At 33.5% G+C, this 25187-nt stretch carries 22 protein-coding genes; 13 read left to right on the top strand and 9 right to left on the bottom strand.

The genetic code is table 11. The features are described 5' to 3' along the window. Positions 1-93: 93 nt before the first annotated feature. On the bottom strand, positions 94-1869 hold the full coding sequence (locus tag ACKTTV_RS04230) for a chloride channel protein (RefSeq protein WP_408029567.1): 1776 nt from the start codon (positions 1867-1869) through the stop codon (positions 94-96). 143 nt (positions 1870-2012) lie between these two features. Between ACKTTV_RS04230 and ACKTTV_RS04225 the strand changes: the two genes are divergently transcribed. The 8 genes from ACKTTV_RS04225 (at position 2013) to ACKTTV_RS04190 (ending at position 10536) form a co-directional block, all read left to right on the top strand. Beyond that, entirely contained in the window at positions 2013-2516 is a 504-nt protein-coding gene (locus ACKTTV_RS04225; RefSeq protein ID WP_408029566.1) for a hypothetical protein, read from the top strand. Positions 2517-2585: 69 nt separating this feature from the next. After that, a complete protein-coding gene (locus tag ACKTTV_RS04220; protein ID WP_408029565.1) occupies positions 2586-3251 on the top strand; it encodes a hypothetical protein in 666 nt (221 codons plus the stop codon). 2 nt (positions 3252-3253) lie between these two features. Then, positions 3254-4261, top strand: coding sequence for a PspA/IM30 family protein (locus ACKTTV_RS04215; RefSeq protein WP_408029564.1), 1008 nt, complete (start codon positions 3254-3256; stop codon positions 4259-4261). A gap of 21 nt (positions 4262-4282) precedes the next feature. After that, entirely contained in the window at positions 4283-5833 is a 1551-nt protein-coding gene (locus tag ACKTTV_RS04210) for a phosphate ABC transporter substrate-binding/OmpA family protein (protein WP_408029563.1), read from the top strand. Beyond that, positions 5833-6804 (top strand): ABC transporter permease, encoded by a 972-nt coding sequence (locus ACKTTV_RS04205; protein ID WP_408029562.1) that lies wholly within the window; start codon positions 5833-5835, stop codon positions 6802-6804. Before ACKTTV_RS04210 ends, ACKTTV_RS04205 begins: the two co-directional genes overlap by 1 nt. Before the next feature lies 1 nt (position 6805). Next, positions 6806-7615 (top strand): ABC transporter ATP-binding protein, encoded by an 810-nt coding sequence (locus ACKTTV_RS04200; protein WP_408029561.1) that lies wholly within the window; start codon positions 6806-6808, stop codon positions 7613-7615. A gap of 110 nt (positions 7616-7725) precedes the next feature. After that, a complete protein-coding gene (locus ACKTTV_RS04195) occupies positions 7726-9621 on the top strand; it encodes an AAA family ATPase (RefSeq protein ID WP_408029560.1) in 1896 nt (631 codons plus the stop codon). Positions 9622-9624: 3 nt separating this feature from the next. After that, positions 9625-10536, top strand: a complete 912-nt coding sequence (locus ACKTTV_RS04190; RefSeq protein WP_408029559.1) for a 2OG-Fe dioxygenase family protein — start codon at positions 9625-9627, stop codon at positions 10534-10536. A gap of 88 nt (positions 10537-10624) precedes the next feature. Here the strand turns inward: ACKTTV_RS04190 and ACKTTV_RS04185 are convergent, their stop codons facing one another. Beyond that, positions 10625-11509, bottom strand: coding sequence for an rRNA adenine N-6-methyltransferase family protein (locus ACKTTV_RS04185; protein ID WP_408029558.1), 885 nt, complete (start codon positions 11507-11509; stop codon positions 10625-10627). A 401-nt stretch (positions 11510-11910) separates the two neighbouring features. Between ACKTTV_RS04185 and ACKTTV_RS04180 the strand changes: the two genes are divergently transcribed. The 5 genes from ACKTTV_RS04180 to ACKTTV_RS04160 all read left to right on the top strand — a co-directional run bounded on the left by ACKTTV_RS04180 (position 11911) and on the right by ACKTTV_RS04160 (position 17859). Continuing rightward, complete coding sequence (locus ACKTTV_RS04180) at positions 11911-13308, top strand: hypothetical protein (RefSeq protein WP_408029557.1); 1398 nt, start codon at positions 11911-11913, stop codon at positions 13306-13308. 11 nt (positions 13309-13319) lie between these two features. After that, a complete protein-coding gene (locus tag ACKTTV_RS04175) occupies positions 13320-15251 on the top strand; it encodes a hypothetical protein (protein WP_408029556.1) in 1932 nt (643 codons plus the stop codon). Between the two features lie 11 nt (positions 15252-15262). Next, entirely contained in the window at positions 15263-17023 is a 1761-nt protein-coding gene (locus ACKTTV_RS04170) for a hypothetical protein (RefSeq protein WP_408029555.1), read from the top strand. Between the two features lie 382 nt (positions 17024-17405). Beyond that, positions 17406-17588, top strand: a complete 183-nt coding sequence (locus ACKTTV_RS04165; RefSeq protein WP_408029554.1) for a hypothetical protein — start codon at positions 17406-17408, stop codon at positions 17586-17588. 82 nt (positions 17589-17670) lie between these two features. Further along, complete coding sequence (locus tag ACKTTV_RS04160; protein WP_408029553.1) at positions 17671-17859, top strand: hypothetical protein; 189 nt, start codon at positions 17671-17673, stop codon at positions 17857-17859. 96 nt (positions 17860-17955) lie between these two features. On the opposite strand, the gene arsM is transcribed toward ACKTTV_RS04160, so the two are convergent. From arsM to ACKTTV_RS04125, 7 genes are all read right to left on the bottom strand, one after another. After that, a complete protein-coding gene (gene arsM, locus ACKTTV_RS04155) occupies positions 17956-18924 on the bottom strand; it encodes an arsenosugar biosynthesis arsenite methyltransferase ArsM (RefSeq protein WP_408029552.1) in 969 nt (322 codons plus the stop codon). Between the two features lie 60 nt (positions 18925-18984). Beyond that, the gene (locus ACKTTV_RS04150) at positions 18985-19800 is read right to left on the bottom strand and encodes a purine-nucleoside phosphorylase (protein ID WP_408029551.1); all 816 of its coding nucleotides are present in this window, start codon (positions 19798-19800) and stop codon (positions 18985-18987) included. 203 nt (positions 19801-20003) lie between these two features. Further along, on the bottom strand, positions 20004-20606 hold the full coding sequence (locus ACKTTV_RS04145; protein WP_408029550.1) for a TIGR04282 family arsenosugar biosynthesis glycosyltransferase: 603 nt from the start codon (positions 20604-20606) through the stop codon (positions 20004-20006). 23 nt (positions 20607-20629) lie between these two features. Next, positions 20630-21511, bottom strand: coding sequence for a sterol desaturase family protein (locus ACKTTV_RS04140; protein WP_408029549.1), 882 nt, complete (start codon positions 21509-21511; stop codon positions 20630-20632). A 41-nt stretch (positions 21512-21552) separates the two neighbouring features. Continuing rightward, entirely contained in the window at positions 21553-22386 is an 834-nt protein-coding gene (locus tag ACKTTV_RS04135; RefSeq protein WP_408029548.1) for a metallophosphoesterase family protein, read from the bottom strand. Then, complete coding sequence (locus ACKTTV_RS04130; protein WP_408029547.1) at positions 22362-23711, bottom strand: sodium:solute symporter; 1350 nt, start codon at positions 23709-23711, stop codon at positions 22362-22364. Before ACKTTV_RS04130 ends, ACKTTV_RS04135 begins: the two co-directional genes overlap by 25 nt. Positions 23712-23762: 51 nt before the next feature. Then, complete coding sequence (locus ACKTTV_RS04125) at positions 23763-25187, bottom strand: SusD/RagB family nutrient-binding outer membrane lipoprotein (protein WP_408029546.1); 1425 nt, start codon at positions 25185-25187, stop codon at positions 23763-23765.

Genomic DNA, 25187 nt, shown 5'->3' with positions numbered 1-25187 from the left:
CTATTTAATTTCATGAACCAAAATGAGGATGGGTTTAAGAAAAGTCTTCGTGTTGTAAACACGAGGGCTTTTTAATTTTAATAAATTGGAATACTAACTTGTTAACTCAATAAGCTTTGTTCTGTAAGCAGAAAGTAGTTTTGATTTTGAAATGAACCCAATATACCTTTTGTGTTTAATAACTGGCAGGTTCCAAGCGCCGCTTTCCTTAAATTTTTTCATAACAGTTTCAATTGAATCATCATGAAAAATAATAGCTGGAGCACTTTTCATTAAAACTTGAATGGTTAGTTTATCGTATAATTCTTGCTCAAACATTAAAGGCCTAATATCGTCTAACAAAACAATTCCTAAAAATCGATTTTTATCATCAACCACAGGAAAAATATTTCGTGAAGATTTTGCAACCGAACCTTTCAGCATTTCACCCAGGCTCATTTCTGGATGAATCATTTTAAAGTTGGTTTCAATGAGTTTGTCAATGCGCATCATCATCATCACATTTTTGTCTTTGTTGTGTGTAATAAGCTCACCTCTTTTTGCCAGTTCAATAGTATAAATAGAATTTGAAATAAAATACTTTGTAAATGCATAGGATATAGCTACAACTAACATCAAAGGAACAAACAAATCGTAACCGCCAGTGATTTCAGCAATCAAGAATATTGCCGTCATCGGTGCATGTAATACCCCCGCCATAAGTCCACTCATTCCAATCAAAGTACAATTACTTTCTGAAACACTTCCTCCAAACTGATTTACAATTTTGGCAAATACATTTCCTAGGGCACTTCCCATTACTAAAGTTGGAATGAAAATTCCTCCTACTCCACCAGCAGCAAAAGTAGTGGTCATGGCAATTGCTTTAAAAACGGTAATCAATAACAGGAAAAGTATCACCATCCATACATTGTTAAAATTCACAGAATAATGAATACCTTCTAAGGCTTTTTGCGCGTTACCTTCTAGTAAATTATTAATAATATCATATCCTTCACCGTATAAGGGAGGAATGAAATACAACATAATACCAATAGCAATTGCTCCTAAAATAAGTCGATGCAAAGGATCTTTAAATAGGTTAAAGAAACGTGTAATTTTAAAATACATTTTCGAAAAATAAACAGAGGCAATTCCTGTTCCGATTCCTAAGAAAACATAAAAGAAAATATCTTTAATAAGAAAGTCGTCCTGTAACTCAAAGCCCAATAAAATATCTTTACCTAAGAAGAAGTACGAAGTAATTACGGCAGACACTGATGCTAATAAAAGCGGAACTAGTGAAGCAAAGGCCAGGTCTAAACTAAATATTTCTACGGCAAAAACAATGGCAGCAACTGGAGCTTTAAACATAGAAGACATAGCACCAGCAGTGGCACAACCAATTAAAAGCATTCGCGTTTTTGTGTTCATATGAAATAACTGCGCAACTCCCGATCCAAGAGCGGCTCCAGTACTTACCGCAGGACCTTGCAATCCTGCAGAACCACCAAACCCGACTGTGATTGGTGCAGTTAATAACGATGCATAAATTTTATAGCGCTCAATAATTCCACTACGTTTTGAAATAGCGTGTAGCGTTGTTGAAATTCCGTGTCCAATATCTTTTTTAATGATCTTTTTCTTTAAATAGAAAACAATAACCAATCCAATAATGGGGAAAATGAAATATAAAGAGTGATGAAGATCTTTAATGAATTTCCCTTCTAAGATATAATGAAAGAAAAAAGTTAAGTTTTTTAAAAGTAAGGTTCCCAATCCAGAAAGAAATCCTACCAAAATACTGAGTAAATAAACAAATTGACGCTCAGAGATGTTTTTATATCTCCAGATTAGAAGCTTCTTAAATATTTTTTTGGTGTTGGGCATGTACCTTAATTTCTAGTGGAAAAAACTGCGAAAAAAACGAAAAGTTTGAAAAAAGTTAAATTTATAACAAAATAAAAGTAACAAAATATGCCAAAAGTACACATATAAGTGTTACTATTATGGTAAAATAAATAAGAAAAGCAGTGACAGTTCAAGATATTATTGATCTCATCGATAAAAATTCAAGTGCCATACTTAACTATTACATTGTACTTGGAATTATTTCCTTAATAGGGTTGTTGTTTGTTAATAGAGATAATTTTAAGAGTCCGATAACCTATGCGTATACTTTCTTGATTTATGCTTCGGTAATACCAGGTTTGCTAGCTTTAATGTTAATTGTGTACAATCTCTTTTTCTTAAAAAGAAACTTACTGCATTTGCCTGTGTTAACCTATTATTTACCAGTAATAGCAATGGGTGTCTTATTACTAATCATTAAGAAAACAGTTTCTTTAAAAGAAATTCCTGGTTTTGAAAGACTATCAGGGCTGTTTATGTTGATTTTTGTAACACTCATTATTACATATTTTGTTCAAAAAATCTTCATTGGAGTATTTTTTATAGGAAGTGTATCGTATTTGATAGGACTTTTTGTTGTGTTACTACTTGTCTTAAAAGTAGGATGGAATAAGCTAGTAAAATAGCCTGTAGATAAAGATAAAATAAGCAATTGCTTATTTTTATTAAATTTGTTGAAATTCGATTAATATATTATGCTTAAAAACCTAAAATCACTATTTATTGTAGATGATTCGGCTGATGAAAAGAAAGAGCCTACAGAAAAAAACAAAGAACAACCTAAAAAAGAGGTTGCTGAAAACAAACCAACGCCAAGTAATACGCAAAGAACTACAAGTACAGGGAATGTTGATAATGCAATTATCGACAAATTACTTGGGGCTATTGAGAAGAATAATCTGGAAGGCTTTGATTATTTGGAATTTAAAAAAGCGTTGAAGGCTTTAGAGAAAATTCCAATGGATGAAGCGACAAAGTACCGTTCTACTTTTGCTACTGCTTCTACCATGGGAGTAACTTTAGAAAAGCTGGTTGAATCAACAACACACTATATTAAAGTTCTTGATAATGAAAACAACACGTTTTTAAAGGCATTTGAAGGTCAGTTAACTTCTAAGGTTGGCAATAAAGAGAAAGAAATCGTTCAATTCGAGGCGATCATAAAAGAGAAATCTGAAAGAATCAAGCAATTGACAGAAGAAATTACTAAGCATCAATCTCAAATAGCAGAACTTAGAAAAGTGGTAGATGAAAGTAAAACCAAAATAGATAAAACTAAAAACGATTTTAAATTATCGTACCTTCATTTACGTACACAGCTCGAACAAGATGTTGAAAAAATGAAACAATACCTTAAATAAAAATGGAAAACTTAAAACCAAAATCATTTTGGGAAAGACCCGAAGGTAAAACAGGAATGTTATTTACTGGATTATTGGGAGCTGGTGCTTTGTATGGATTATACAAGGTGCTTCCTTTCTTAATTACTATCGTAGAAAATACATTATACTTAGGTGCTTTATTAGCAGTTTTAGGAGTTATCATATACATGATTTTAGATCCTAAAATGCGAAGCCTTATTTTCTATATGTATAAGTCGTTTATGAGATGGATTACAGGGCTTTTCATCCAAATAGATCCAATAGGTATTTTAAAGAGTTATATTGATGACTTGAAGAGCAATCTTAAAAAAATGAACAAGCAAATTGCTGTATTGAAAGGGCAAATGAGAAGATTGCAGCAAATCATGAACGATAACAAGAAAAGCATTAACAATAATCTTAAATTGGCGAGTGCTGCTAAGGAAAAGGATAAAAAAGGAATCATGATTCTTAAATCTAGGAAAGCAGGACGTTTACAAGAGTCGAACATGAAGCTTGATGAGCTTTATAGAAAAATGGAGATTTTATACAGAGTGTTGACCAAGATGTATGAAAATTCTGAGATTTTATTAGAAGATATCGAAGATCAAGTAATGGTGAAAGAGCAAGAGAGAAAGGCAATTCGTGCAAGTCATTCAGCAATGAAATCGGCTATGAACATTATTGCTGGGAACTCTGATAAAAAAGAAATGTTTGATCGAGCTTTAGAAGCAATTGCTGATGATGTAAGTATGAAAATTGGAGAAATGGAACGTTTCATGGAAATGTCAAACAACTTCATGGATTCAATTGATTTACAAAATGGTGTTTTCGAAGAAGAAGGACTTGAGCTATTAGACAAGTGGGAGAAAGAAGGTGTTTCTCTAATTCTTGGAAATCAAAAAGATTTATTGGTAAACGATAGTCATAGCGTTGATTTAGATGCACCAATTTTAAAACAAAACAGAAATAATCAAAATAATCAATATTCAGATTTATTTAATTTTTAACAACTAATCAAATATATAATTATGGCAGGAAAAAGGTTAACTCCATTATCTAAAATTCTAATCGTTGCAGCGATAATTGGAGGGGTGTACTACCTATTAAACATGTTAAGAGATCCTGAAGTAAAAGAAAAAATAAATGAGGTAACCTCGAAAGCATCATCCTCTAAAACGAAAGATGGTTACAATGATGTTTTAAACATCGGTGTTGTAACTTGGGGAGGTTATGCTGGAGGACAATATTTCAACGAAGGTTTTAAAGCAAATACAGAGTCGAGATTTTATAAAGATTACGGATTCAAAGTAAACTTTAAAGTAATTGACGATTTTGATGCTTCTCGTGATGCATTTAAAAATGGTGATATCGATTTAATGTGGGCAACTATTGATGCTTTCCCAACTGAAGTTGCTGGGTTAGCGCAATACCAACCTCAAGTTGTATTCCAAGCAGATTGGAGTCGTGGAGGAGATGCGATTGTTGCTAGGAGAGGAATTAGCCGAGTAAGTGATTTAAAAGGAAAGAAGATTGCTGTCGCTCCAATGACACCATCACACTCTTTCTTAATTTGGTTGCTTGAAGCTGGAGACTTAACTCCAAAAGATGTTTCTATTGTTGAGGTACCAAGTGCAATTGACGCTGCAGATGCATTTAAAAGTGGAACAGTTGATGCTGCCGTTGTTTGGAGTCCGGATGATGCGGATTGTGTAAGCAAAGTGGCAGGTTCAAGAGTATTAGAAAGCACGAAAAATGCGACACATATTATCGCAGATGTTTTCGTTGCGAAAAAAGAATTTGTTGAAACACATAAAGATCAGTTGAGAGATTTATATGAAGGTTGGATGATTGGAGCTTCAGAATTAAATGCTTCTGATTCGAATAAGAGAAAAGCTGCTAAAATTTTGGCAGAAGGTCTATCTCAACCAGAAGATTTTTGTTATGATGCTATTAATAATGTTCGTTTAGCTACTCATGGAGATAATGAAAATTTCTTTGGGTTAAATCAAGGTTATAAAGGAGTTACTGGTGAGGATTTATACAACAAAATGAAAGTTAAGTATAACGATTTAGGATACAGTACTTCTGGAGCTAAGAGCTGGAGATTACTTTCCACAAAAGATTTAGTGACAAAAACAACGTCTTTGACTGGAGCAAATCATACACCAGAAAAGCAAAAAGAATTTACTGCAGTGAAGCCTGAATTGGTTGATAAAGAATCGTTATCATCAAAAAAGGTAAGTATATCATTTAACACTGGTGAGTATAAACTTGGTGAAAATGCAAAGCAATTAATCGATATTCAATTTACATCGATAGCTAGAGCCTTTGCGAATGCAAGAATTAGAATCGAAGGAAATACAGATAATGTAGGAAACAGAAATTCTAATATTGCGCTTTCGAAGAAACGTGCGCAAGCAGTGGCTGATTATTTGATCTCGGAGCATAGCATGCCTAAAAATAGATTTATCATTATAGGTAATGGTCCAGATAAACCTGTTCCGGGTTGTGAGCGCAATCAAAATGCTGATTGTAAAGCAAAGAATAGAAGAACGGACTTTGAATTAGTTGTAGATTAATGTCTGGTTCTTTCAAAAAATTATTCGAGTTACGCGGTGAACTTGAATCAAAACAAAAAATTACGCTTACCGCCTTGGGAAGCGTAATTCTTGTTTTGGTATGGTTTTTAATGGCAGAAGTTTTGTCGAAAAATGTGGTAACACAAAATGAAACAATTCAACCTTCGTCGTTAAAAGAAGAAAATAAGTTGTACTATGAAAACGACTCTACTTTAGTTGCTAATTACGATAAACTGGAAGTTTTAAGTAAAGAAGAATTAAACGAATTTGGTTTAGTAAAAAACAAAGTGTATCCTTTATTACCTTCTCCTATCAAGGTAATTAAAGCGTTTCCAGAATTAAATAAGGATGATGACGTTATAGGAAACACCTTTTTTTCAATAAAACTAAATGTTTTGGGGTATTTATTGGCAATTGTTGTCGCTATTCCCATTGGTTTTTTACTTGGGTTGGTTCCTTTGTTTAGAGGACTCTTCAGTAAAATTATTGATTCTTATCGATTCATTCCTTTAACAGCAGTAACAGGTATTTTTATCATGTGGTTAGGGTTAGGAAGTCAAATGAAAGTGTCTTTTCTTGCTTTTGGTATAATTGTCTATTTGATCCCTGTTGTGGTTCAACGAATAGATGAGGTTCAAAAAGTATATTTAAATACTGTTTTTACTCTTGGAGCTTCTCCTTGGCAAACAGTGAAAACGGTTTACATTCCATATGTATTGTCAAAACTTATTGATGATATCCGTGTGTTAACAGCTATTTCATGGACCTATATTACCATTGTTGAAATGTTAAACAAAGGAGGTGGTATTGGAGAATTAATTTGGACTGCTAAAAGACAGAGTAGAATAGACAAAGCGTTTGCTATTTTAATTATCATCGTTCTTATAGGGGTACTTCAAGATCGTTTATTTGTAATGATTGATAAGTTACTTTTTCCATTTAAACACGTAAATAAAGGCAACAAACATTAGTATGGCATTAGATTTTTTTGATAACCCACAATCACAAAATATTATTGAACTCCGTGGAGTACATCAATCGTATAATAATGGAAAAACTCAAATTATAGAGAACCTAGATTTACTAATTGAAGACAAACCAATGCAGGGGCAATTTGCTGTTATTTTGGGAATGTCTGGATGTGGTAAATCTACCGTACTTCGATACATTGCGGGATTACAAGAACCAACTTCGGGTACCGTTTTGGTAAAAGGAAAACCTGTTAGTAAGCAAAATCGCGTAAGTATGGTATTCCAACAATATTCATCATTACCTTGGATGACGGTTTTGGAAAATGTCGGTTTAGGATTGCAATTTCAAGGAATTTCAAAGAAAGAAAGAGATGAAAAAGCAATGGAAATGATTCAACTAGTTGGTTTGGATGGACATGAAAAGAAATATGCTCAATATCCGAATTTATCAGGAGGTCAATTACAGCGTGTTGCTATTGCTAGAAGTTTAATGTCGAATCCAGAGATTTTATTGATGGACGAACCTTTCGGGGCTTTAGATGTTAAAACAAGATTGCAAATGCAAGACTTGCTGATTGGTATTTGGGAAAAGTTCAGTCCGACTATTTTATTTGTAACACACGATATCCAAGAAGCTGTTTACTTAGCAGATGATATTTATATCATGAAGCATGCACCTTCTAATTTTGTAAAACACATTAATGTAGATTTACCTTTTAATCGAAATAGGGAAACCAAAAGATTGGCACATTTTGATGAATTAGTGCACCATGTTGAAGATTCTATGATGCAAATAGATACTGGACAGTAATACTATTATCTAATTCTTTTTTTGATTTATAAGGTTACATTTAACCAATCTACTCCAATTGAAGATTCTTCTTTACGAATGACTTCTTTGGCTAACTTATTTTTGAAGCTATGTACAACGTAAAACAATACAGACTTATTGATCAGTTTTTAGGAAAACTGAAGCAAGAAGATCGTCAATTTTTCTTCAAAGGAAAAACCATAAACCCAATTAGAATATTCCAGTTAACTAAAAGCTTTCCGCAATTACAATTAAAAGAGGAAGATGTGTTGTTGGTATATAGTTCCAATGGATCAATCGATGAAGTAGACGTTTTAATTTCTTCGAAAAGAATACACACTTCTACGAGTTCATTACCATTACATTTAGATTCTTTGAATGATCCTAATGTAAACAAGTTGCTGAAAAATCATGTGGAGGTCTTCAAATCATTAGTAGAGGATTTAACGCTTCAAAACAAAGAACAAAAGAAGAACTTAGATTATTTTACGAATAAATTTAAAGAGTTTGTAAATCAAAAAGAAGACTCTGAAAAAGACTATGCCATAAACCATGGTTTTTTAGAAATCTTAAAAGATGAAGGAGAGAGAATTCAAGATTTGGTTGAAGACCTAAATCGTAACAAGCATTTCTCCAATGTAATCAATACAATTGTACAAAAAACTGATGATGCTATCGAATTTAAAGCGGAGCATGTTGTGTTGCAAGACATCATCAAAGTGTATAATAAAATTGCAGTTTTACATGATACTGAGAATGAAGAGGCTACTTTAAGAGTGAAGTTTCTATTGGCTTTTTTATTCGAGAAATTACAAGGGAACGATATTATTAGCAGTTTGACTATTGAGCGCATAAATAATTTCGTGACAACCCAAAGCTTCGATAAGAATATTGAAATCATACAGCAAGCTTCGCTATTTAATCTAGGAAATGAATTTAAGAATGAGTTTCTATTACCTCTTATTCTCAAAAAACTAGATAACAAACACTTTACAAATTCAGGTGCGTTTTTATACAGAATTGCTTCATTAATCGCGAAGGCAGATGGAACCATTTCTGAAGAAGAGAAGGAAGCTCTAAAGGAAATTAACAACAGCGTTTTGCATCCGAAACAGAAACTTCAAGGGGTAAAACAAACAGAAGTTGATGAAAATGAAACCTTAGATGATGTTTTAGATGAGCTGCATGAATTAATTGGTTTGGAATCTATTAAAATAGCCATAGAGGAGTTAACGAACTTTTTAAAAGTACAAAAGTTGCGTGAAAAGGAAGGATTGAAAACAGTGAATAACTCACTCCATTCAGTATTTATGGGACCTCCAGGAACTGGGAAAACGACCGTTGCTCGATTGGTTTCTAAAATATACAAGCATTTAGGATATTTGGAAAAAGGGCATTTGGTAGAAACTGATAGAAGTGGAATGGTGGCTGGATATGTTGGGCAAACGGCGTTGAAAGTTGAAGAAATAATTAATGCTTCGCTAAATGGAGTATTGTTTATTGATGAGGCATACGCGCTAGCAAAAGAAAATAAACAGGATTTCGGGAATGAAGCCATTGAGGTCTTGCTTAAAAAAATGGAAGATCATCGTAAGGAATTAGTAGTAATTGTTGCTGGATATCCAGATGAAATGAAGGATTTTATTACTTCAAATCCTGGATTACAATCACGTTTCAACAGGTATTTTACGTTTGATCATTATAAACCTTCTGAGCTTATTGGAATATTTGAGTTGTTCTGTAAAAAGAATGATTTTGTACTAACCGAAGATGCTCGTGAAAAGCTTCATTTTATGTTCGATAAATTCTACGAGAAGAAAGATGCTCATTTCGGGAATGCTAGAGTAGCAAGAAACTTGTTTGAGAAAATTATCGAATACCAAGCGAATAGAATTGTAAGTATTACTCCAATTACAGCAGCCATCTTAAAAACAATTCAAGAAGAAGATATTCCACCGATTAATAAAACGGTAGAGCAGTATTTACAGTTTCAGGAAAATGAATAAGAAATGATTACTGAAAAAACAATTTCAGAACAGTTAAACAGAGAAATAAAATCTCCTATTCGAATTGCTAATCTTGGTGATTTGAATATTGATAAAAAAGCTTTTTTAGCTTGTTTTCAGCCTTTTTTTGAAGGATTGGAAGATGATGGGTATCTGGTTAGGGAAAATCAGATAAAATATCTTAAAACTGTTTTTCCAGAGGATATAGATTCAATTGATGAAATTCGGAAAGCTTATTTTTATGGAAAGGTTTCTGTTGAGGTATTGGAACCTTGGGTTTTTAAATTGAGTAATGAGCAAAAAATCCAATTTGAGGATAGCTCAATGGTTACTCGACAAAGGAGTATTGCATCGTTTATTATTGAAAAGAAAGAAGAGGACTTTTTTATTGAAAGAATTGCAGAAACTAGTTTTGAACAAAATGTAGATGATTTTAGAAGTTGGGAACGTGTTTTTAAAGAAGCAGATGAAGAAACATTAAAACATCCTATTTTTTATCAATTATTAGAAGAGGCTTTTAAAATTGTAGTTGCTATTCATCCAGAAATCAAAAAACTTAAAATTACTTCTCATTTTATGAGAACCATTGCGGCAGGTTTGGTAAAGGGAGAAAACTCACCAGAAGGAGTTCATGAAGATGGTGCAAACTATATTATTTCCGCGTTGGTTGTGAACCGAAAGAATATTACGGGAGGCGAAACTCAAATTTTTGAACGAAGGAATTCCAAAAACGAACTCATCTTTCAGAAAGAACTCGAAATTGGAGAGTTTGCTTTTCAGGCGGATACAGGAGAAGAAAAGATTTTTGGAAATGATCTATGGCATTATGTAACACCCATCCAATCTGTAAATAAGACTGAAATAGGTGTTAGAGATATTATTGGTTTCGACATTCAACTTTTAGATTCTGTATAGATTAAGATAATGTCATGTTGAGTGATCCTGATGACTATCGGGATTGTATCGAGACATCGCTAGGATGAATGCTAGACGTTTTATAATGCTATGACAATACACAGCTAATCTTATCCAAAGAACAGCCATAATTGAAGCTAAAATCTATATGAATAAGATCACCTGCTTTAACTTCTAAAGTGTTTGTTGTTTTTAACACAGTTGGTGGCATTAAGCTATCCGTACCAGTAAAATTGGCTCCCTCACTTACTTCAACATACGATTCCAAATACAAAGCGTTGATGGTTCCTGAAAAAAGAACAGGCACCGAAAAACTCAATTTCACACCTTGTTTTTTCTCTTTTAACAATTCAATTTCATTCACCAAAAATTGTTGTGATAAAAACATAGGTTGATGTCTGGTGAACATCACTGGATAATGATGGATATTATCATCGATTTCTGCTTCGCAAAGTCGAGCAAAATTTACAATTCTATTCGGGAACAAATGACCTTCAGGTTTTAGGTAATTTCGCATATGCTGAAAAATTTGAACCTGAAATTCATTGGCGCAATAAATACTCATGAGTTCCCCGATAATATGATCTACTTTTTCAGGAAGCTCAACGGTTAGTGCATCTGCAAAAACAACTTCAACCTTGTCGGCCCAATCGTATTTGGCAACTTCCTTTTGAATGAAAGGAATCAAATCTGGGTTATTCTCTATTAAATATGCCTTTTTCACATGGGGCATATATAATTTGGTTAAGGGTAAGGTTCCCACTCCTATTTCACAAACAACGGCATCTTTAAAGTTGTTATGGAGTTCAAAAGCCTTTTTAAAAGCGTTGACACGTTGTTCATCGCTCTCCATAATTTTATAGTAGATTTCAGGAAATCCGAAGTGATTTTCATCAAAGGTTTGAGCCTCTAAAAGCCCGTATTTTAAATTTTCATAATTATCAATAATAGATTCGAACAATTTTTTATCCATGAGTAAATAATAATCTTAGTTTTCTCAAAGGTACAATTTTAGAATTCTTAATATAACTTTTTGGCAATGATAAAAACAAGTTATATGTATTCTATTATCAGGTCGAGCGTAGTCGAGAATTTATCTTTACGAGCGCTTAAATAAAACAACTACTCAACTTCCTGTAGAGGCTTTTTGAATACAAACCTATTTTGTTTTCAATAACGTTAGATTTGATCTTGCTATAATTTAAATAGAAGCTCTAAAAAACAGTAAGTATCACATTTTTTTTAACTTTGCCAAAAATTAATTGTTAAGAAATACCTACTAAGATTGCTGTGTAAACTACTCTCCACTCGGTTTGTTTTCTTTTTTCAATTGCTTGAATTTATCTATTTAATATTATTAAAAACTAAATTATTATGAAATCAAAAATTAAAATTGCGGTTATTGCTATGTTAGGAACTTCTCTTTCTATATTAGCGCAAAATACTTTTCCAACGAACGGTAATGTTGGAATTGGAACAACAACTCCTACATCTAAGTTGGAAGTAAAAGGGAAAATCAAGGCAACTCAACTCGAAATAAATGGAACTATTTATTCAGGAGATCTTATTAGCACTCAAATTAACCCAATTGAAATATATTCTAAAGAGGAGGTTGTTTTAGCCTCACCTACCTTTGTAGAGTTAAATTCTCCTTGGGTTCAGCTTTCGAACTCTGTTGTAATAAAAAATAACAATGTGGGAATTGGTGCTTTTAATCCAAGTTCAAAATTAGAAGTAAAAGGTGACTTTAGAATTGGAAATGGAGGAGATTACAACGATTTAATCTTTAAAACTGGAACGCCGTTTTCTGGGACGAACGGTGTATTTGAGATTATCCCGAAAACTGCTCCAGTAACGGGGATAGCAAACCAAACTACTCATTTTAAGAATGCTGTTAATGGTACTGGAAGGACTTTACACAACGTAGTTGTTGATGGAGATGTTAAAGGAATACGTTTTGTTGCGGGTGGAACCATTTTTGCTGATGAAGTTATATCAACAAATTCAACTTTTGAAGTAAATACGGGAGATGAAATGCTCATGCAGTCCACGGCTTCGATAGAATTAAATGCCCCTTCTGTTGCGTTAAATGGAATTATGTATGTTAAAGGCGATAATGTTGGAGTTGGAGTTTACAACCCAAATGCAAAACTTCAAATTAATGATGCAGGAACTTCTGGGGTAACAACATTACAACTAAACAATAGAATGAAGTTCAGAGGAGATGGTGTTTTTACTTGGGGAAGTTCGGCTAATTATGGAATATTAAGTTGGGATTCCAATAAAGCTATAATTGGTGGGCAAGGTGCTAAAGATTTGAGCTTATATGCAAATGGAGTAGAAAGGATGCTTGTAAAAACAAATGGTCAAGTTGGAATAGGAACAAACACTATGGGGAATCATAAACTAGCCGTTGAAGGTTCAATTGGAGCAAGAGAAATTAAGGTAGAAGCCACTGGTTGGTCTGATTTTGTTTTTTATGATGATTACCAATTACCAACCTTAACTGAAGTAGAGAACCATATCAAAGAAAAAGGACATTTAAAAGATATTCCTAGCGCTAAAGAAGTTGAAAACAACGGGTTTTATTTAGGTGAAATGGATGCAAAATTATTGCAGAAAATTGAAGAATTGACGTTATATACGATTGAGCAAGAAAAGGAAATCGAAAGCCTAAAAAAATATAAAAACCAGTTAGATAGCCAGGCAAAAGAAATTAAAGAGCTTAAAGGTCTATTGAAAAAAGTATTAAAGCTTAACAAAAATAACTAAAACAAATTATTATGAAATCAAAAATTAAAATTGCGGTTATTGCTATGTTAGGAACTTCTCTTTCTATAATAGCGCAAAATACTTTTCCTAATGAAGGTAATGCAGAGATTAAAGGAAACTCATCTTTCTTAAACTTAGGGTTAAACAATGCCAATACAAGTGGGAAATCTGGAATACGATTTGGTACTTCCCCATATCCATATGATAAGGGGACTAATATTTATCATGAAGGGGCGACTAATACATTTGTAATTAACAATACAGGAGATGGGAGGAGCAAATTTTTAGTCAAACTTAGAAAAAGCAGCGGGGATATCTTTGATGCAATGAAAATTATTGAGTCAGGTAATGTTGGTATTGGTACTATAACCCCTCAAACAAAATTGGATGTGAACGGAGCAGCAACATTCTCAGGAAATATTACAATTAAAAACTCAGGGCAAAATAAATGGATTCTTACTGAAGAAACGAATACTGGTACTGGGAGTTTGACGATGCAAGCAGGACAAGGTTCTTCGGGGTATGGAGGCTCATTCAAATCGTATGCTCATAGTCATGCAACCAATGCTGGGTGGGTTAAAGCAAATATATCGGCAGGTTCAGGAGGTAAATTTGCAGTGAATACCCATGGAAATGGAGGCGGAGTAGATGTTTTCACTGTTGATACTAATGGAAATGGAGTCTTTAAAGGAAATGTTGGTATTGGAGTATCGAATCCAAGTGCGAAGTTAGATATAAGAAACGGACATCTTTACGTAGGAGATGAAACCTTTTCAAACCCTGGTAATTGGGGTCAAACGATTAATGTTGATGATAATGTTCATTCAAGAGTTTTGATAGAAGAAAGACAAACGGGTGTTAAAACAATTTTATCATCCCACACAGGTGGTAGATCCTCTGTTGGAACAATTTCCAATCATGATTTTGACTTTGTAACTAATGGAAATACACGCATGAAAATAACCAAAAGTGGACATCTTTATGTTGGAGATGAAGTTTTTTCAAATCCCGGTAGTTGGGGTCAAACAATTAATGTTGATGATAATGTTCATTCAAGAGTTTTAATAGAAGAAAGACAAACGGGTGTTAAAACAATATTGTCATCTCATACAGGAGGTAAGTCATCTGTGGGTACAATCTCTAATCACGATTTTAATATTACAACTAATGGAAGCGAAAAGTTGAGAGTGACAGCAAACGGAAAAATAGGAATAGGCGTTCCTAATCCATCTGTAAAACTACATGTTAATGATGGACAGGTTTTAATTCAACCTGAGAATAATAATGAATCTGGAATTCTAAAAATAAATGAATATCGAGGAGGAAGCTTATTAGACTTTTCTGAAGTTGGAGATGCAGGTTTTTTAAAAGTTGGATACTATGGTTTGAATGGTGATAGAGTGGAAATTAATGGAGGGGTTTCTAATGCTGGTTCAGCTGTAGTTGGATATGATGATGGGAATACAAAGTTTAAATTGGCTTCCAAAGGAACCTCTTTTATAGAAGGAGGTGGTCTCGCAGTTGGAACAAATATGGTTCCTACTGGATTTGATTTTGCCGTTGCTGGTAAAACTATTACCGAAGAGGTAAAGGTCCAATTAAAGAGAGATTGGTCAGATTTTGTTTTTTATGATGATTACCAATTACCAACCTTAACTGAAGTAGAAAATCATATCAAAGAAAAAGGTCATTTAAAAGATATTCCTAGTGCTAAAGAAGTTGAAACTAATGGATTCTATTTAGGTGAAATGGATGCAAAACTATTACAGAAAATTGAAGAGCTGACCTTGTATGCTATTGAGCAAGAGAAGAAAATCAATAGTCAGACTAAGGAAATTGAAGACTTAAAAAAGTATAAAATTCAACTAAACAACCAAGCAAAAGAAATTAAAGAGCTTAAAAGTCTATTGAAAAAAGTATTAGAGCTTAGCAAAAATAACTAAAATAAAACACTATGAAAACAAGGATAAAAATTGCAGTAATTGCCATAATAGGGGTTTCTTATTCAGTGATAGCTCAGAAAACTTATAATGAAAATGTAAGAATAAACGGAAGTTTATATGTTGCAAATACTCCAGGTAATAATGGAGAGGTTATTCACATTAGAAATACACAAGCTACAGGAACGAATCAGTCATTCGGAGGAATTAAATTTTCATCAGCTCCAGGGTTTGATTGGGTTTTAGGGAAATTTTCGGATGGTGGAACTGGAAAATTTCAAATAAGAGATCAAGCAAATACTGAGCGATTTACAATATTACCTTCGGGTAATGTTGGTATTGGAGTTTCGAATCCTCAAACACCTTTGGATGTAAAGGGAATTATTAAATCAACAGATGGGAATGGTAATGTCTTGTTTTCTTCAGCCGATGCAAACGGTAGTTATATGAGGGCTTTTGGTAGTCAGAATATCAATTTTAGAAATACAGCAGGGTCATCAATGGTTAATTTTAATGTAACAAATGGATCGGCAACATTCAAAGGGAATGTTCAATCTTCAGGGTTCTTCCTTTCAGACACGTATAGAAACTTAAGTTCTGATGCCATGCTAATGTACGAGAATAATAAAATAACACTAGGTTCAGGAAATCCAATACAGCACGTCGCTATAAAATCTGGAGGTCAAGACAGAATATTTGTAAAAAAAGATGGTAATGTTGGAATTGGAACCGCAACTCCAAATGAAAAACTGGAGTTCGGAGGAGATTCTAAAATGAATATAAGGTTAGGACGTTGGGCTACTCTTGGAACTACTGGAGGAGGAATCGCTACAATTATTGGTAATAATGTTAAAGCCTCTCAGACAGTGAACAATAGAATTGAATATATCACTTCAACAAATGATGGAGCGAAAGCTATAAAAATGCAATATAATGAAGGAATTACATTTCATACTTTCTTAGGAGCAGTAACTGCGAATGAGGAGTTTTTAGGATATGAAAGAATGAGAATTGATAATAATGGTAACGTTGGTATTGGTATTCCTAATCCATCTGTAAAACTACATGTTAATGATGGGCAGGTTTTAATTCAACCAGAGAATAATAATGAATCTGGAATTCTAAAAATAAATGAATATCGAGGAGGAAGCTTATTAGATTTTTCTGAAGTTGGAGATGCAGGTTTTTTAAAAGTTGGATACTATGGTTTGAATGGTGATAGAGTGGAGATAAATGGAGGGGTTTCTAATGCTGGTTCAGCTGTAGTTGGATATGATGATGGGAATATAAAGTTTAAATTGGCTTCCAGAGGAACCTCTTTTATAGAAGGAGGTGGCCTAGCAATTGGAACAAATATGGTTCCTACTGGATTTGATTTTGCAGTGGCTGGTAAAACTATTACCGAAGAAGTAAAGGTTCAACTAAAGCGAGATTGGCCAGACTTTGTATTTGAAAATAGTTACCAATTACCAACCTTAACTGAAGTAGAAAATCATATCAAAACAAAAGGACATTTAAAAGATATTCCTAGTGCTAAAGAGGTTGAAACTAATGGATTCTATTTAGGTGAAATGGATGCAAAATTGTTGCAAAAAATTGAAGAATTGACTTTGTATACCATCGAGCAAGAGAAGAAAATCAACAGTCAGACTAAGGAAATTGAGTCATTAAAGTCTCAACAAGAAAGAATTGATAAACTGGAAAAAGAGAATAAAGTTTTAAAAACCTTATTAGAAAAAGTGAATCAATTGGAGAAATTGATAAATAAAAACTAATTCCATTTACAGTATTCAAGAGAGCGATCTCCTTGGTATAACCCTCATAAGTTTCGTTTGACTTATGAGGGTTTTTTGTTTTGTAAAAATATTGTAACTTGCTGAGGAAGTGATTTATGAGAGGGTCTAATCTCTCATTAATAAAATTGTTGCTGGATATTTTCCGTTGAATGAATTACATCATGTGTAGGTAAAGCATATGCTTTCTATGAGGACAAACAGTTAATTGATCTACCCTAAATAATTGAGCTCGTTTGTTAAAAATATTGCCAATCTTAAAATAGATTGGTTGTGGATACATAGCGTCTTTATTAAAGGACAAGACATATCTCTTGAGTGTCTATAAACAATTCAAGTATTAACCAATTTTAACTTACATATTATGAAAAAACAAATTTTAAATCTAGGAAAGATTATTAAGAAAGAAGATCAAAAGGAAATCAACGGAGGAAGCGGCTGGAATGGGTATTGTCGTCAACAAGGCGGTCGATGTTGTGAAAATACTCGTTGGGGTGAGTTTTGCGATGCAGGGAGATGTGGGAGGTTCGGATGTTACTGGTACTAGAATAATTCTTTATAAAAAAACAGACATATGTCTTGAGTGTCTATAAATAATTCAAGGATTAACTAATTTTAACTTACATATTATGAAAAAACAAATTTTAAACCTTGGAAAGATCATTAAGAAAGAAGATCAAAAGGAAATCAATGGAGGAGGATATAGCAATGGCTACTGTCGTCAGATGGGTGGCTCAAGATGCTGTCAAAATGTACCAGGTTATGGAGAGTTTTGTGATGCTGGAAGATGTCAGAGATATGGGTGTTTCTGGTATTAGTAACAGCTTATAAAGCTATCTAATAGAAATTACTCATGAATAAAAAATCCCCAGTAGATTTCAATCTACTGGGGTGTTTTATAATATGGTCTTAAATTAACAACATCCACCACCATCATAGTGAAAAGTGGATTCGCTAATATAAATATCGTCTCTTCCCAAATCAGCTAAAGCTTTGGCAGTTTTATCACAAATAGCTAAGGGTTGGTTTTTTAACAAAGTATGTCCTTTTTTATCATCAAAGTATTCCTCTTCTCCGAAGTAAATGGCTGCTTTTCCTGTAAATATACAAGGACCATCTTCTGGCATCGGATCTTTAATAGCAGCTACCTCAATTGATTCAATATAAATCAACTCATCTGTAGGGTAGTTTTTTGGGTCTAAAATTCTGTAGGGTTTTCTAGCTCGGATTTCAATAGTCCCAAAGCCTGCATTTGTTAACATTTTTACATATTCATGAATAGGTAAACTACCACTTAAGCATAAAGCACGTAATCGTTCATCGTTTCTTAAAGTGTCATTCATCGGTTGCTCACAAGTTGGATCACTCATTACCAAACGACCATGAGGTTTTAGCACACGATACATTTGCTCGATAGCCTTTTTTAATTCTTCCGCTTTAAAAATATTAAACAAGCAGTTTTGCGCGGCTACATCAATGGAGTTGTCTTCAACAGGAAGGTTTAAAGCATCTCCTTTTCTTAAATCAACGAACTCACTTTTAAACCAATCATTTTGCGCTTCAGCTTCAACGAAATTCTTCTTTGAAGCCTCCAACATTTCATCAACAACATCAATTCCAATAACACCGCTTTTTTGACGAGAGAAATAGGAAAATTGTAATAACTCCATACCACCACCAACACCAACATACAATATTTTGGGATTGTTGGTTAAATCTCTTGCATGCACTGTTGAACCACATCCGTAGTTCATTTCTTGCATAATTTTAGGGATTTTTAAACCAGGTAATTCCCAAATAGGATTTGTTGTGCAACAAAGTCCTACATCAGGTGTTAACGCCGCTTGTTTGTATACGTCTTTCGTGGTGTCTAAATAACTCATATATCAATTATCATTAATCAGTTTTCAGTGTTCAATTACTTTTCAGAAAATGACTGCCAACTAAATTGTTTTTATTAATTCTTTAAAAAGTGTAATCATTTTTGGCTCTGCTTTTCCAGCTACCTCAATTATTTCCTGAATGTTTACAGGTTGCAAGTTTTTTGGATCACATTCGTCCGTTAAAACAGAAACTGCTGCACATGGCAATTGTAAATGTTTTGCTACAATAACTTCAGGTACAGTACTCATCCCAACAGCATCTACTTCTAAAATTTGAAGCATTCTATACTCCGCTCTTGTTTCTAGTTGAGGCCCAACAACACTTGCATACACACCTTCTTTCAAATCTATGTCGTTGGCTTTTGCAATAGCTTTCATTTTCCCATTCAAATCTTTTGAATAAGGCTCTAACATGTCAGCAAATAAATCACCAAATTCACCTGAACCTTTAAATGCTAAAGGAGAACTTCCTTGTAAGTTTAAATGATCTTCAATAAGCATCAACGTTCCTTTTTTGTAGTTAAGATTGATGGCGCCAGCAGCATTTGAAATCAATAAAGTTTTAATGCCCAATTGATGCATTGAACGGATTCCGTATGTAACTTCCCAAAGGTTGTATCCTTCATATAAATGGAAGCGACCGGACATTACCACTACTTTTTTATCAGATAATGTTCCATAAATTAACTTCCCCGAATGAAACTCGACAGTAGCTTGTGGAAAATGAGGGATGTCTACATAGGCAATTTCTTTTTCTATTTGAATTTCATCAACTAATTTTCCTAATCCTGTTCCTAGTACAATTCCTATTTCAGGGTTCGTAATTCCGTTATTTTGGAGATATGTTTTTGTTTCTTGTAATTGTTCTTTTTTCAATGTTAGAATGTTTAAATATGGTTATAAAGTTAGTTTGTGCTTATTGAACTTGTTTAAACTTTTTCTATTTGCTAAAAAATTGCTGTTTTCAGCCTTGTAATTGTCTTTTTCTCTTTCCGTAGCCCTGCTATGCAATTCAAAAAAGCCTTCAACAATACTTAAAATTTCTAATTTTCGCTTAAACACAAAAAGTTTCAACCAGTTCATTTATAAAATTGATCGAATATCGAAGTCTGTTGAATGTCTTCGAAAACATCAATATCATTGAGCATAGTTAGCAAATGTACTGAAAGCTTTTGTAAATCATTTAAAGTGTCTTGCCTAACCGTTTCCGTTCCCCATTCTTTATTCTTAAAGATTTCTGGAATAACCTTTTTTAACCCCAAGAGATAATATCCACCATCTTCGGCAGGTCCGATAACGACATCATTTGTGTCTAGTTTATCGAAGGCTTTATTGATATGATTTAGTTCTAAATCGTACAAATCACTTCCAACAATCACTATTTTATCATAGTTATTGTCAAAGCCTTCCTCAAAAGCGTTTTGCATACGTTCTCCCAAATCATCGCCATGTTGAGCATATTTTTTGAATTTTGGAGTAGTCCAAATATCATTCTCTCTAATTTTTACTGAATAATAAACAGCGATGTCAAAATCGCCTTTTTCAGTTACTTCTTTTGTATGATTTAGTAAGAACTTATAAATCTCTAAAGCGGCTTCGTCACCAATAGATTTTGCCAAACGGGTTTTTACTTTACCAAGTTCAGGGTTACGTGTAAATATTAATAGTAAGTTTTTCGACATAGTTATTTTTAAGAAAGTATGAGTTATTTCTTCAATGGATAAAGTTCTTGACCTAAGAAATCTTTTGGGAATTTTTCATCTCCTTCGAAGCCAATTTCAATATCTCTACCATCATATGGAATGTAGCTTGTTTTAAAAATATAATCCCAAATACTTAAGGTAATTCCGTAATTAACCCCATTTTTTCTCTCAGGTGGAAGTTCTTTAGCATGATGCCAAATGTGCATTTTAGGATTGTTGAAAATATATTTTAAAAAGCCATAATCTACATTGATGTTTGCATGATTTAAATGACCAATACTAATATTAAAGAAATGAACAATAGCAACATCCTGAATGGTAAAACCACCTATGATTGCTAAAACAATATATTTCATTGAATTGTATACTACGGGTTCCATCCAATGGTAGCGTAAATGAGCTGCAAAGCCCATTTGTTTTACTGAATGATGTACCTTGTGGAAATTCCAAAGAAATTCATAGCGATGCAACAATGTATGCGTAAACCATTGAATAAAGTCTAATGAAATGAAAAATACCAACAATTTTAAGGCATATGGAAAGCTATTGATATCAAATAATTGAAAGTTTGAAACGGATAAGTTTACGATTCCTAAGGCATCATTTAACAGTTGCTCTGTAGTATTTGATAAAGCAATTAGTACAATTAGATTTAGTAAGAAAAAGTTGAAGAACATATAAAAAGTATCCAACCAGAAATCTTTTCTAAAAGCAGGTTGATTCTTGCGCCAAGGGAACAGCAACTCCAATCCCCAGACGATAAGAGAAATAATAATTAAACCATAAAAATAATTTTCCCATTGAACTTCGAATAGTACTGATTGCTTCAAGTAATTCCAATATCCAGTATAGGAGTTTTTTATAAGTTCTAAATATTTATCCATATTACATTCTCATCGTCATTATAAAAATAATGAATTAATTATTAGTGAATCAGTTTATCCAAAGGCTTCCCCTTCCATAGTCGTTCTTGTTCAGGTAAAATTTCCATATTATCCCAAAAACCAGTAATTAAGGTTTTGGCATATTCTTTTGGAAGATGATTCTTTATCATGAGCTCATTAGCTTTTGAATGATCATACTTCAATGTTTTAAATTCGAAAGAGAAACCATCAGAATCATCAAGAATTACATACCAAACATGTGTATTTCCATCATTGGCGGGCATACCAATTACTCCTGGGTTTATCCAGAGTTTATCCTGATGTCTATCTACAAAAGGAAGTCCACAATGTCCAGCGACAATAACATCACTATTGGTTTTCAAGAAAGAGTTTTCTTTTTGTTCCCAAGCAGTAGATTGAAAAACAAACTCAGAAATATTATCATAGCTTCCATGAACTAAGGTTACCTTTTTTTCAGGATAGGTAAAGCTTATATGATCGGGTAAGCTTTGCATCCAATTAATGGAATTTTCAGAAAGTAAATATTGAGCATATGGATACCAAGACTTTGAAAAGTTATCGCAGCGTGATCCTGCTTTAAAATCGCACCCACAATCTTCATCACCATTTCTTAATTGCAATTCTACATTTCCAATAATACTATGTGCTCCCCAATTGATAAACCTTTGCACAGTTTCTTCAGGTTGAGCGCAATATCCTACAATATCACCCGTGCAAAAACATTGTTCAGGGGCAACAACTTCATTTTCTGCAATAGCGATAAGCGCTTCCAAGGCTTGTAAGTTGCTATACACACCTCCAAATAGAATCACTTTTCCTTTTATTGAACCTAGTTGAATATTCTTTTTAACCATACCGGAGCTAAATATAAAATGAAACAAATACAACTTCCCCATATGTTAATCCATAACAAATCGGCATACTTTCCTGTTGTTAGAATTAAAGATGAGGGAAAGACTTTGAAAACTAACAGAAAACCAAAAACGATTCCTGCGAAAACAGAAGTATAAAAACTGATTTTTGGAGCTTTCAATTTCCAAAGAATAAAAACGGGAGCCAATCCAATAACCATGGTACCGCTAATTGTGGTAGCAGATAAAATCGAAGCATCTAAAAATACAGGGATGGTTCCTATGATGGCAATACCTATCATAACAAGTCTTCCAAAGGAAAGTGTAGGTTTTATGTTTAAGTCTACTGCAATTAACTTTGAAGCCGAGGCAAAAGTCGAATCTAATGTTGAAGCCGCTGAACTTATCATGATAAAGTTAATCACTAAGAGTATTACTGTACCAAATAACTTACTTACAGCTACGGTAGCCTGTCCGTCGAGTCCATTGGCTTTTGCAAAAATTCCAACAAAACTGAATAATAGTATACAGAGAAAACCGATAACTGTTGCCCAAAGAAAGCTTTTTAAGGTAGTTTTTGGATTACTAATAAATCCACGATCCGTTAACACAGGATCATGAAAAGGGTAACTAAACGATTGAATAAAGGCGGCAAAAATTAGATTGCCTCCTAGAGCCATACTCCATTCGCTTGATGCTGAGATATCTGATAAACTAAAATGCTCTACAGAGAAAATTTTCCAGAGAATTATGACCAATAAAATGGCAAAGAATATCATTTGAATGGCATCTGTGAATATACTACTACTTAATCCACCTTTTAACGCATAAAATAGCGTAAGTCCAGTAAATATAATAATGGAACTGTAGTAAGGACTGCTACCTATGCTGCCAAAGTAACTACCTATAACCATGGTGTTTGACCATACTTCGTTAAAAAGACGTATTAAGATTAAAAAGGAAAAAACAAGAATAGCCAAATGACCAAATCTTGTTTCCAAAAAGTCGTGTATGCTTTTAAAATTACCTTTTGTTCTTAATTGATAAATAATAATACCGGCAACGGCAAATGATAGATAATACATTGCATAAGCGACTCCACCTGCAATACCAAATTGTTGACCAAGATTTGCGGCATTGGTAATGCTTTTGGCAAAAATCCAGGATATTACCAAACTCCCTGTTAATAATAAGGTATTAGGAGTTCTGTTATTTTGAGTAGCCTTAAAAAAGACCTCCTTCGTTTTCGCCAGCGGAGAAAAGAGGATAAAGGCCAAACTTGGTATCAAGAGGATTCCCCATTGCCATACTTCAATATGTTCATTCATAGTTTACAAAACAGACTTTCAACTTTTGACTTCTGACTTTCGCCTTATGTATTATTGTGCCCACCAAACGTTAAAATTAATACTATTATTATCGGTAGTTTGTGCAGCAATAGTATAGTTAGCACTATTCAACGTTTCTTCTTCCGCTGGATAAGGCATTCGTACAGGAATTAATCCATTATTTAAACTCGCAGAAACAGGCTTTAAGTTTGGAAATCCTGTTCTTCTATATTCAATCCAGCCTTCATAACCATTGATAAAGTTAGCAATCCATTTTTGCGTAATAATCTGTTCCAATCCATTTGTCATGTTATAAGCGGCTGTTCCTGTTAAATAATCATCAGGTAAACTTACATTCCAATATTCAAAAGCATCTATTACAGCCGTATTGTATAGTTCTTGAGCATCATTGGTAATAAATCCTTTTAAAGCAGCTTCCGCTAATAGGAACTTAGTTTCCCAATGTGTCATATAATTGGCTTTTAGCTTTCCAGTTTCTTCTCTAAAAATAGTTCCAGCTAATGAATAGTCCCCTAAGGAAATAGTCGTTTGAGAAGCATCAATTCCATTGATTAAACCATTATATTCATTGGTAGAATTACCAAAAGGACGAAATAATGTTTCAATTCTAGGATCATTTAAATTTGCTAAAACATCTTCCAAAGTTTCTGAAAGCACAAAGTTGTTGAAGTCTCCTGCACGCAAGCGAGCCATTCTAAAGTTATTCGGCTCACCATCTGTAAATTGGAAAATCGCATTTTCATTACTAGTAGAAATGTAATTTCCATCAGAAACAATTGCTTGTAAATCTGAAGAAACATCTTGTTTAGAAGAAATTCTTAACAAAGCTTTTATTCGAAGTGAGTTCGCAAATTTAATCCAGTTGGAGAGGTTTCCGTTGTATAAAACATCTCCCTCAAGAGGTAAACTTCCTGAATAGTTTTCAATCGCTACAATTCCTTTTTCCAAGTTGTCGAGTACACCTCCTTCATTTAAGTAAATACTTTCTTGTGAATCGTATTTTGGAGTTACTGTTTGTTGATCTCCAGAAAAAGCTTCACTATAAGGAACATTTCCAAAAAGATCCGTTAAAGCCATGGTCATATAAGCTTTAAAAATTAAGGCAGGTCCTTCGTAAACCGAGAAAGTAGATTCATTCTGAGCTTTGTTTAAAACAATTTCATTGTCACGCAAATTGGTATAGAAAATTGCCCATGGATTTCCCCCAAGTTGAGGTGATTTCAAGGCATGTCGATCAAATAGATTAAAATCCAATGCGGTAAGTTGTTGGCTTAGTAAGTTTCCGGCAACAAAACCTTCGTACGACATAGCTTCTCCGTAATTGTAAATTACCTTTCTAAATAACAAGCTAGGTTCTACATCTACTGGAAAATTCGGATTTGTATTAATCTCTTGGAAGTCATTGGTACATCCAAAACTAGTCAAGACGATAAGAATATATATAAAACGTTTCAT

Origin of the sequence: Tenacibaculum xiamenense, assembly GCF_964513065.1 — a bacterium.
Lineage (GTDB): Bacteria > Bacteroidota > Bacteroidia > Flavobacteriales > Flavobacteriaceae > Polaribacter > Polaribacter xiamenense.
This window is presented reverse-complemented; position numbering and strand designations above follow the sequence as displayed.

Coding starts and splice junctions, on each gene's coding strand:
- ACKTTV_RS04230 (WP_408029567.1), bottom strand. CDS start 1,869: ATGCCCAACACCAAAAAAATATTTAAGAAGCTTCTAATCTGGAGATAT.
- ACKTTV_RS04220 (WP_408029565.1), top strand. CDS start 2,586: ATGCTTAAAAACCTAAAATCACTATTTATTGTAGATGATTCGGCTGAT.
- ACKTTV_RS04215 (WP_408029564.1), top strand. CDS start 3,254: ATGGAAAACTTAAAACCAAAATCATTTTGGGAAAGACCCGAAGGTAAA.
- ACKTTV_RS04210 (WP_408029563.1), top strand. CDS start 4,283: ATGGCAGGAAAAAGGTTAACTCCATTATCTAAAATTCTAATCGTTGCA.
- ACKTTV_RS04205 (WP_408029562.1), top strand. CDS start 5,833: ATGTCTGGTTCTTTCAAAAAATTATTCGAGTTACGCGGTGAACTTGAA.
- ACKTTV_RS04200 (WP_408029561.1), top strand. CDS start 6,806: ATGGCATTAGATTTTTTTGATAACCCACAATCACAAAATATTATTGAA.
- ACKTTV_RS04195 (WP_408029560.1), top strand. CDS start 7,726: ATGTACAACGTAAAACAATACAGACTTATTGATCAGTTTTTAGGAAAA.
- ACKTTV_RS04190 (WP_408029559.1), top strand. CDS start 9,625: ATGATTACTGAAAAAACAATTTCAGAACAGTTAAACAGAGAAATAAAA.
- ACKTTV_RS04185 (WP_408029558.1), bottom strand. CDS start 11,509: ATGGATAAAAAATTGTTCGAATCTATTATTGATAATTATGAAAATTTA.
- ACKTTV_RS04180 (WP_408029557.1), top strand. CDS start 11,911: ATGAAATCAAAAATTAAAATTGCGGTTATTGCTATGTTAGGAACTTCT.
- ACKTTV_RS04175 (WP_408029556.1), top strand. CDS start 13,320: ATGAAATCAAAAATTAAAATTGCGGTTATTGCTATGTTAGGAACTTCT.
- ACKTTV_RS04170 (WP_408029555.1), top strand. CDS start 15,263: ATGAAAACAAGGATAAAAATTGCAGTAATTGCCATAATAGGGGTTTCT.
- ACKTTV_RS04165 (WP_408029554.1), top strand. CDS start 17,406: ATGAAAAAACAAATTTTAAATCTAGGAAAGATTATTAAGAAAGAAGAT.
- ACKTTV_RS04160 (WP_408029553.1), top strand. CDS start 17,671: ATGAAAAAACAAATTTTAAACCTTGGAAAGATCATTAAGAAAGAAGAT.
- arsM (WP_408029552.1), bottom strand. CDS start 18,924: ATGAGTTATTTAGACACCACGAAAGACGTATACAAACAAGCGGCGTTA.
- ACKTTV_RS04145 (WP_408029550.1), bottom strand. CDS start 20,606: ATGTCGAAAAACTTACTATTAATATTTACACGTAACCCTGAACTTGGT.
- ACKTTV_RS04140 (WP_408029549.1), bottom strand. CDS start 21,511: ATGGATAAATATTTAGAACTTATAAAAAACTCCTATACTGGATATTGG.
- ACKTTV_RS04135 (WP_408029548.1), bottom strand. CDS start 22,386: ATGGTTAAAAAGAATATTCAACTAGGTTCAATAAAAGGAAAAGTGATT.
- ACKTTV_RS04130 (WP_408029547.1), bottom strand. CDS start 23,711: ATGAATGAACATATTGAAGTATGGCAATGGGGAATCCTCTTGATACCA.
- ACKTTV_RS04125 (WP_408029546.1), bottom strand. CDS start 25,187: ATGAAACGTTTTATATATATTCTTATCGTCTTGACTAGTTTTGGATGT.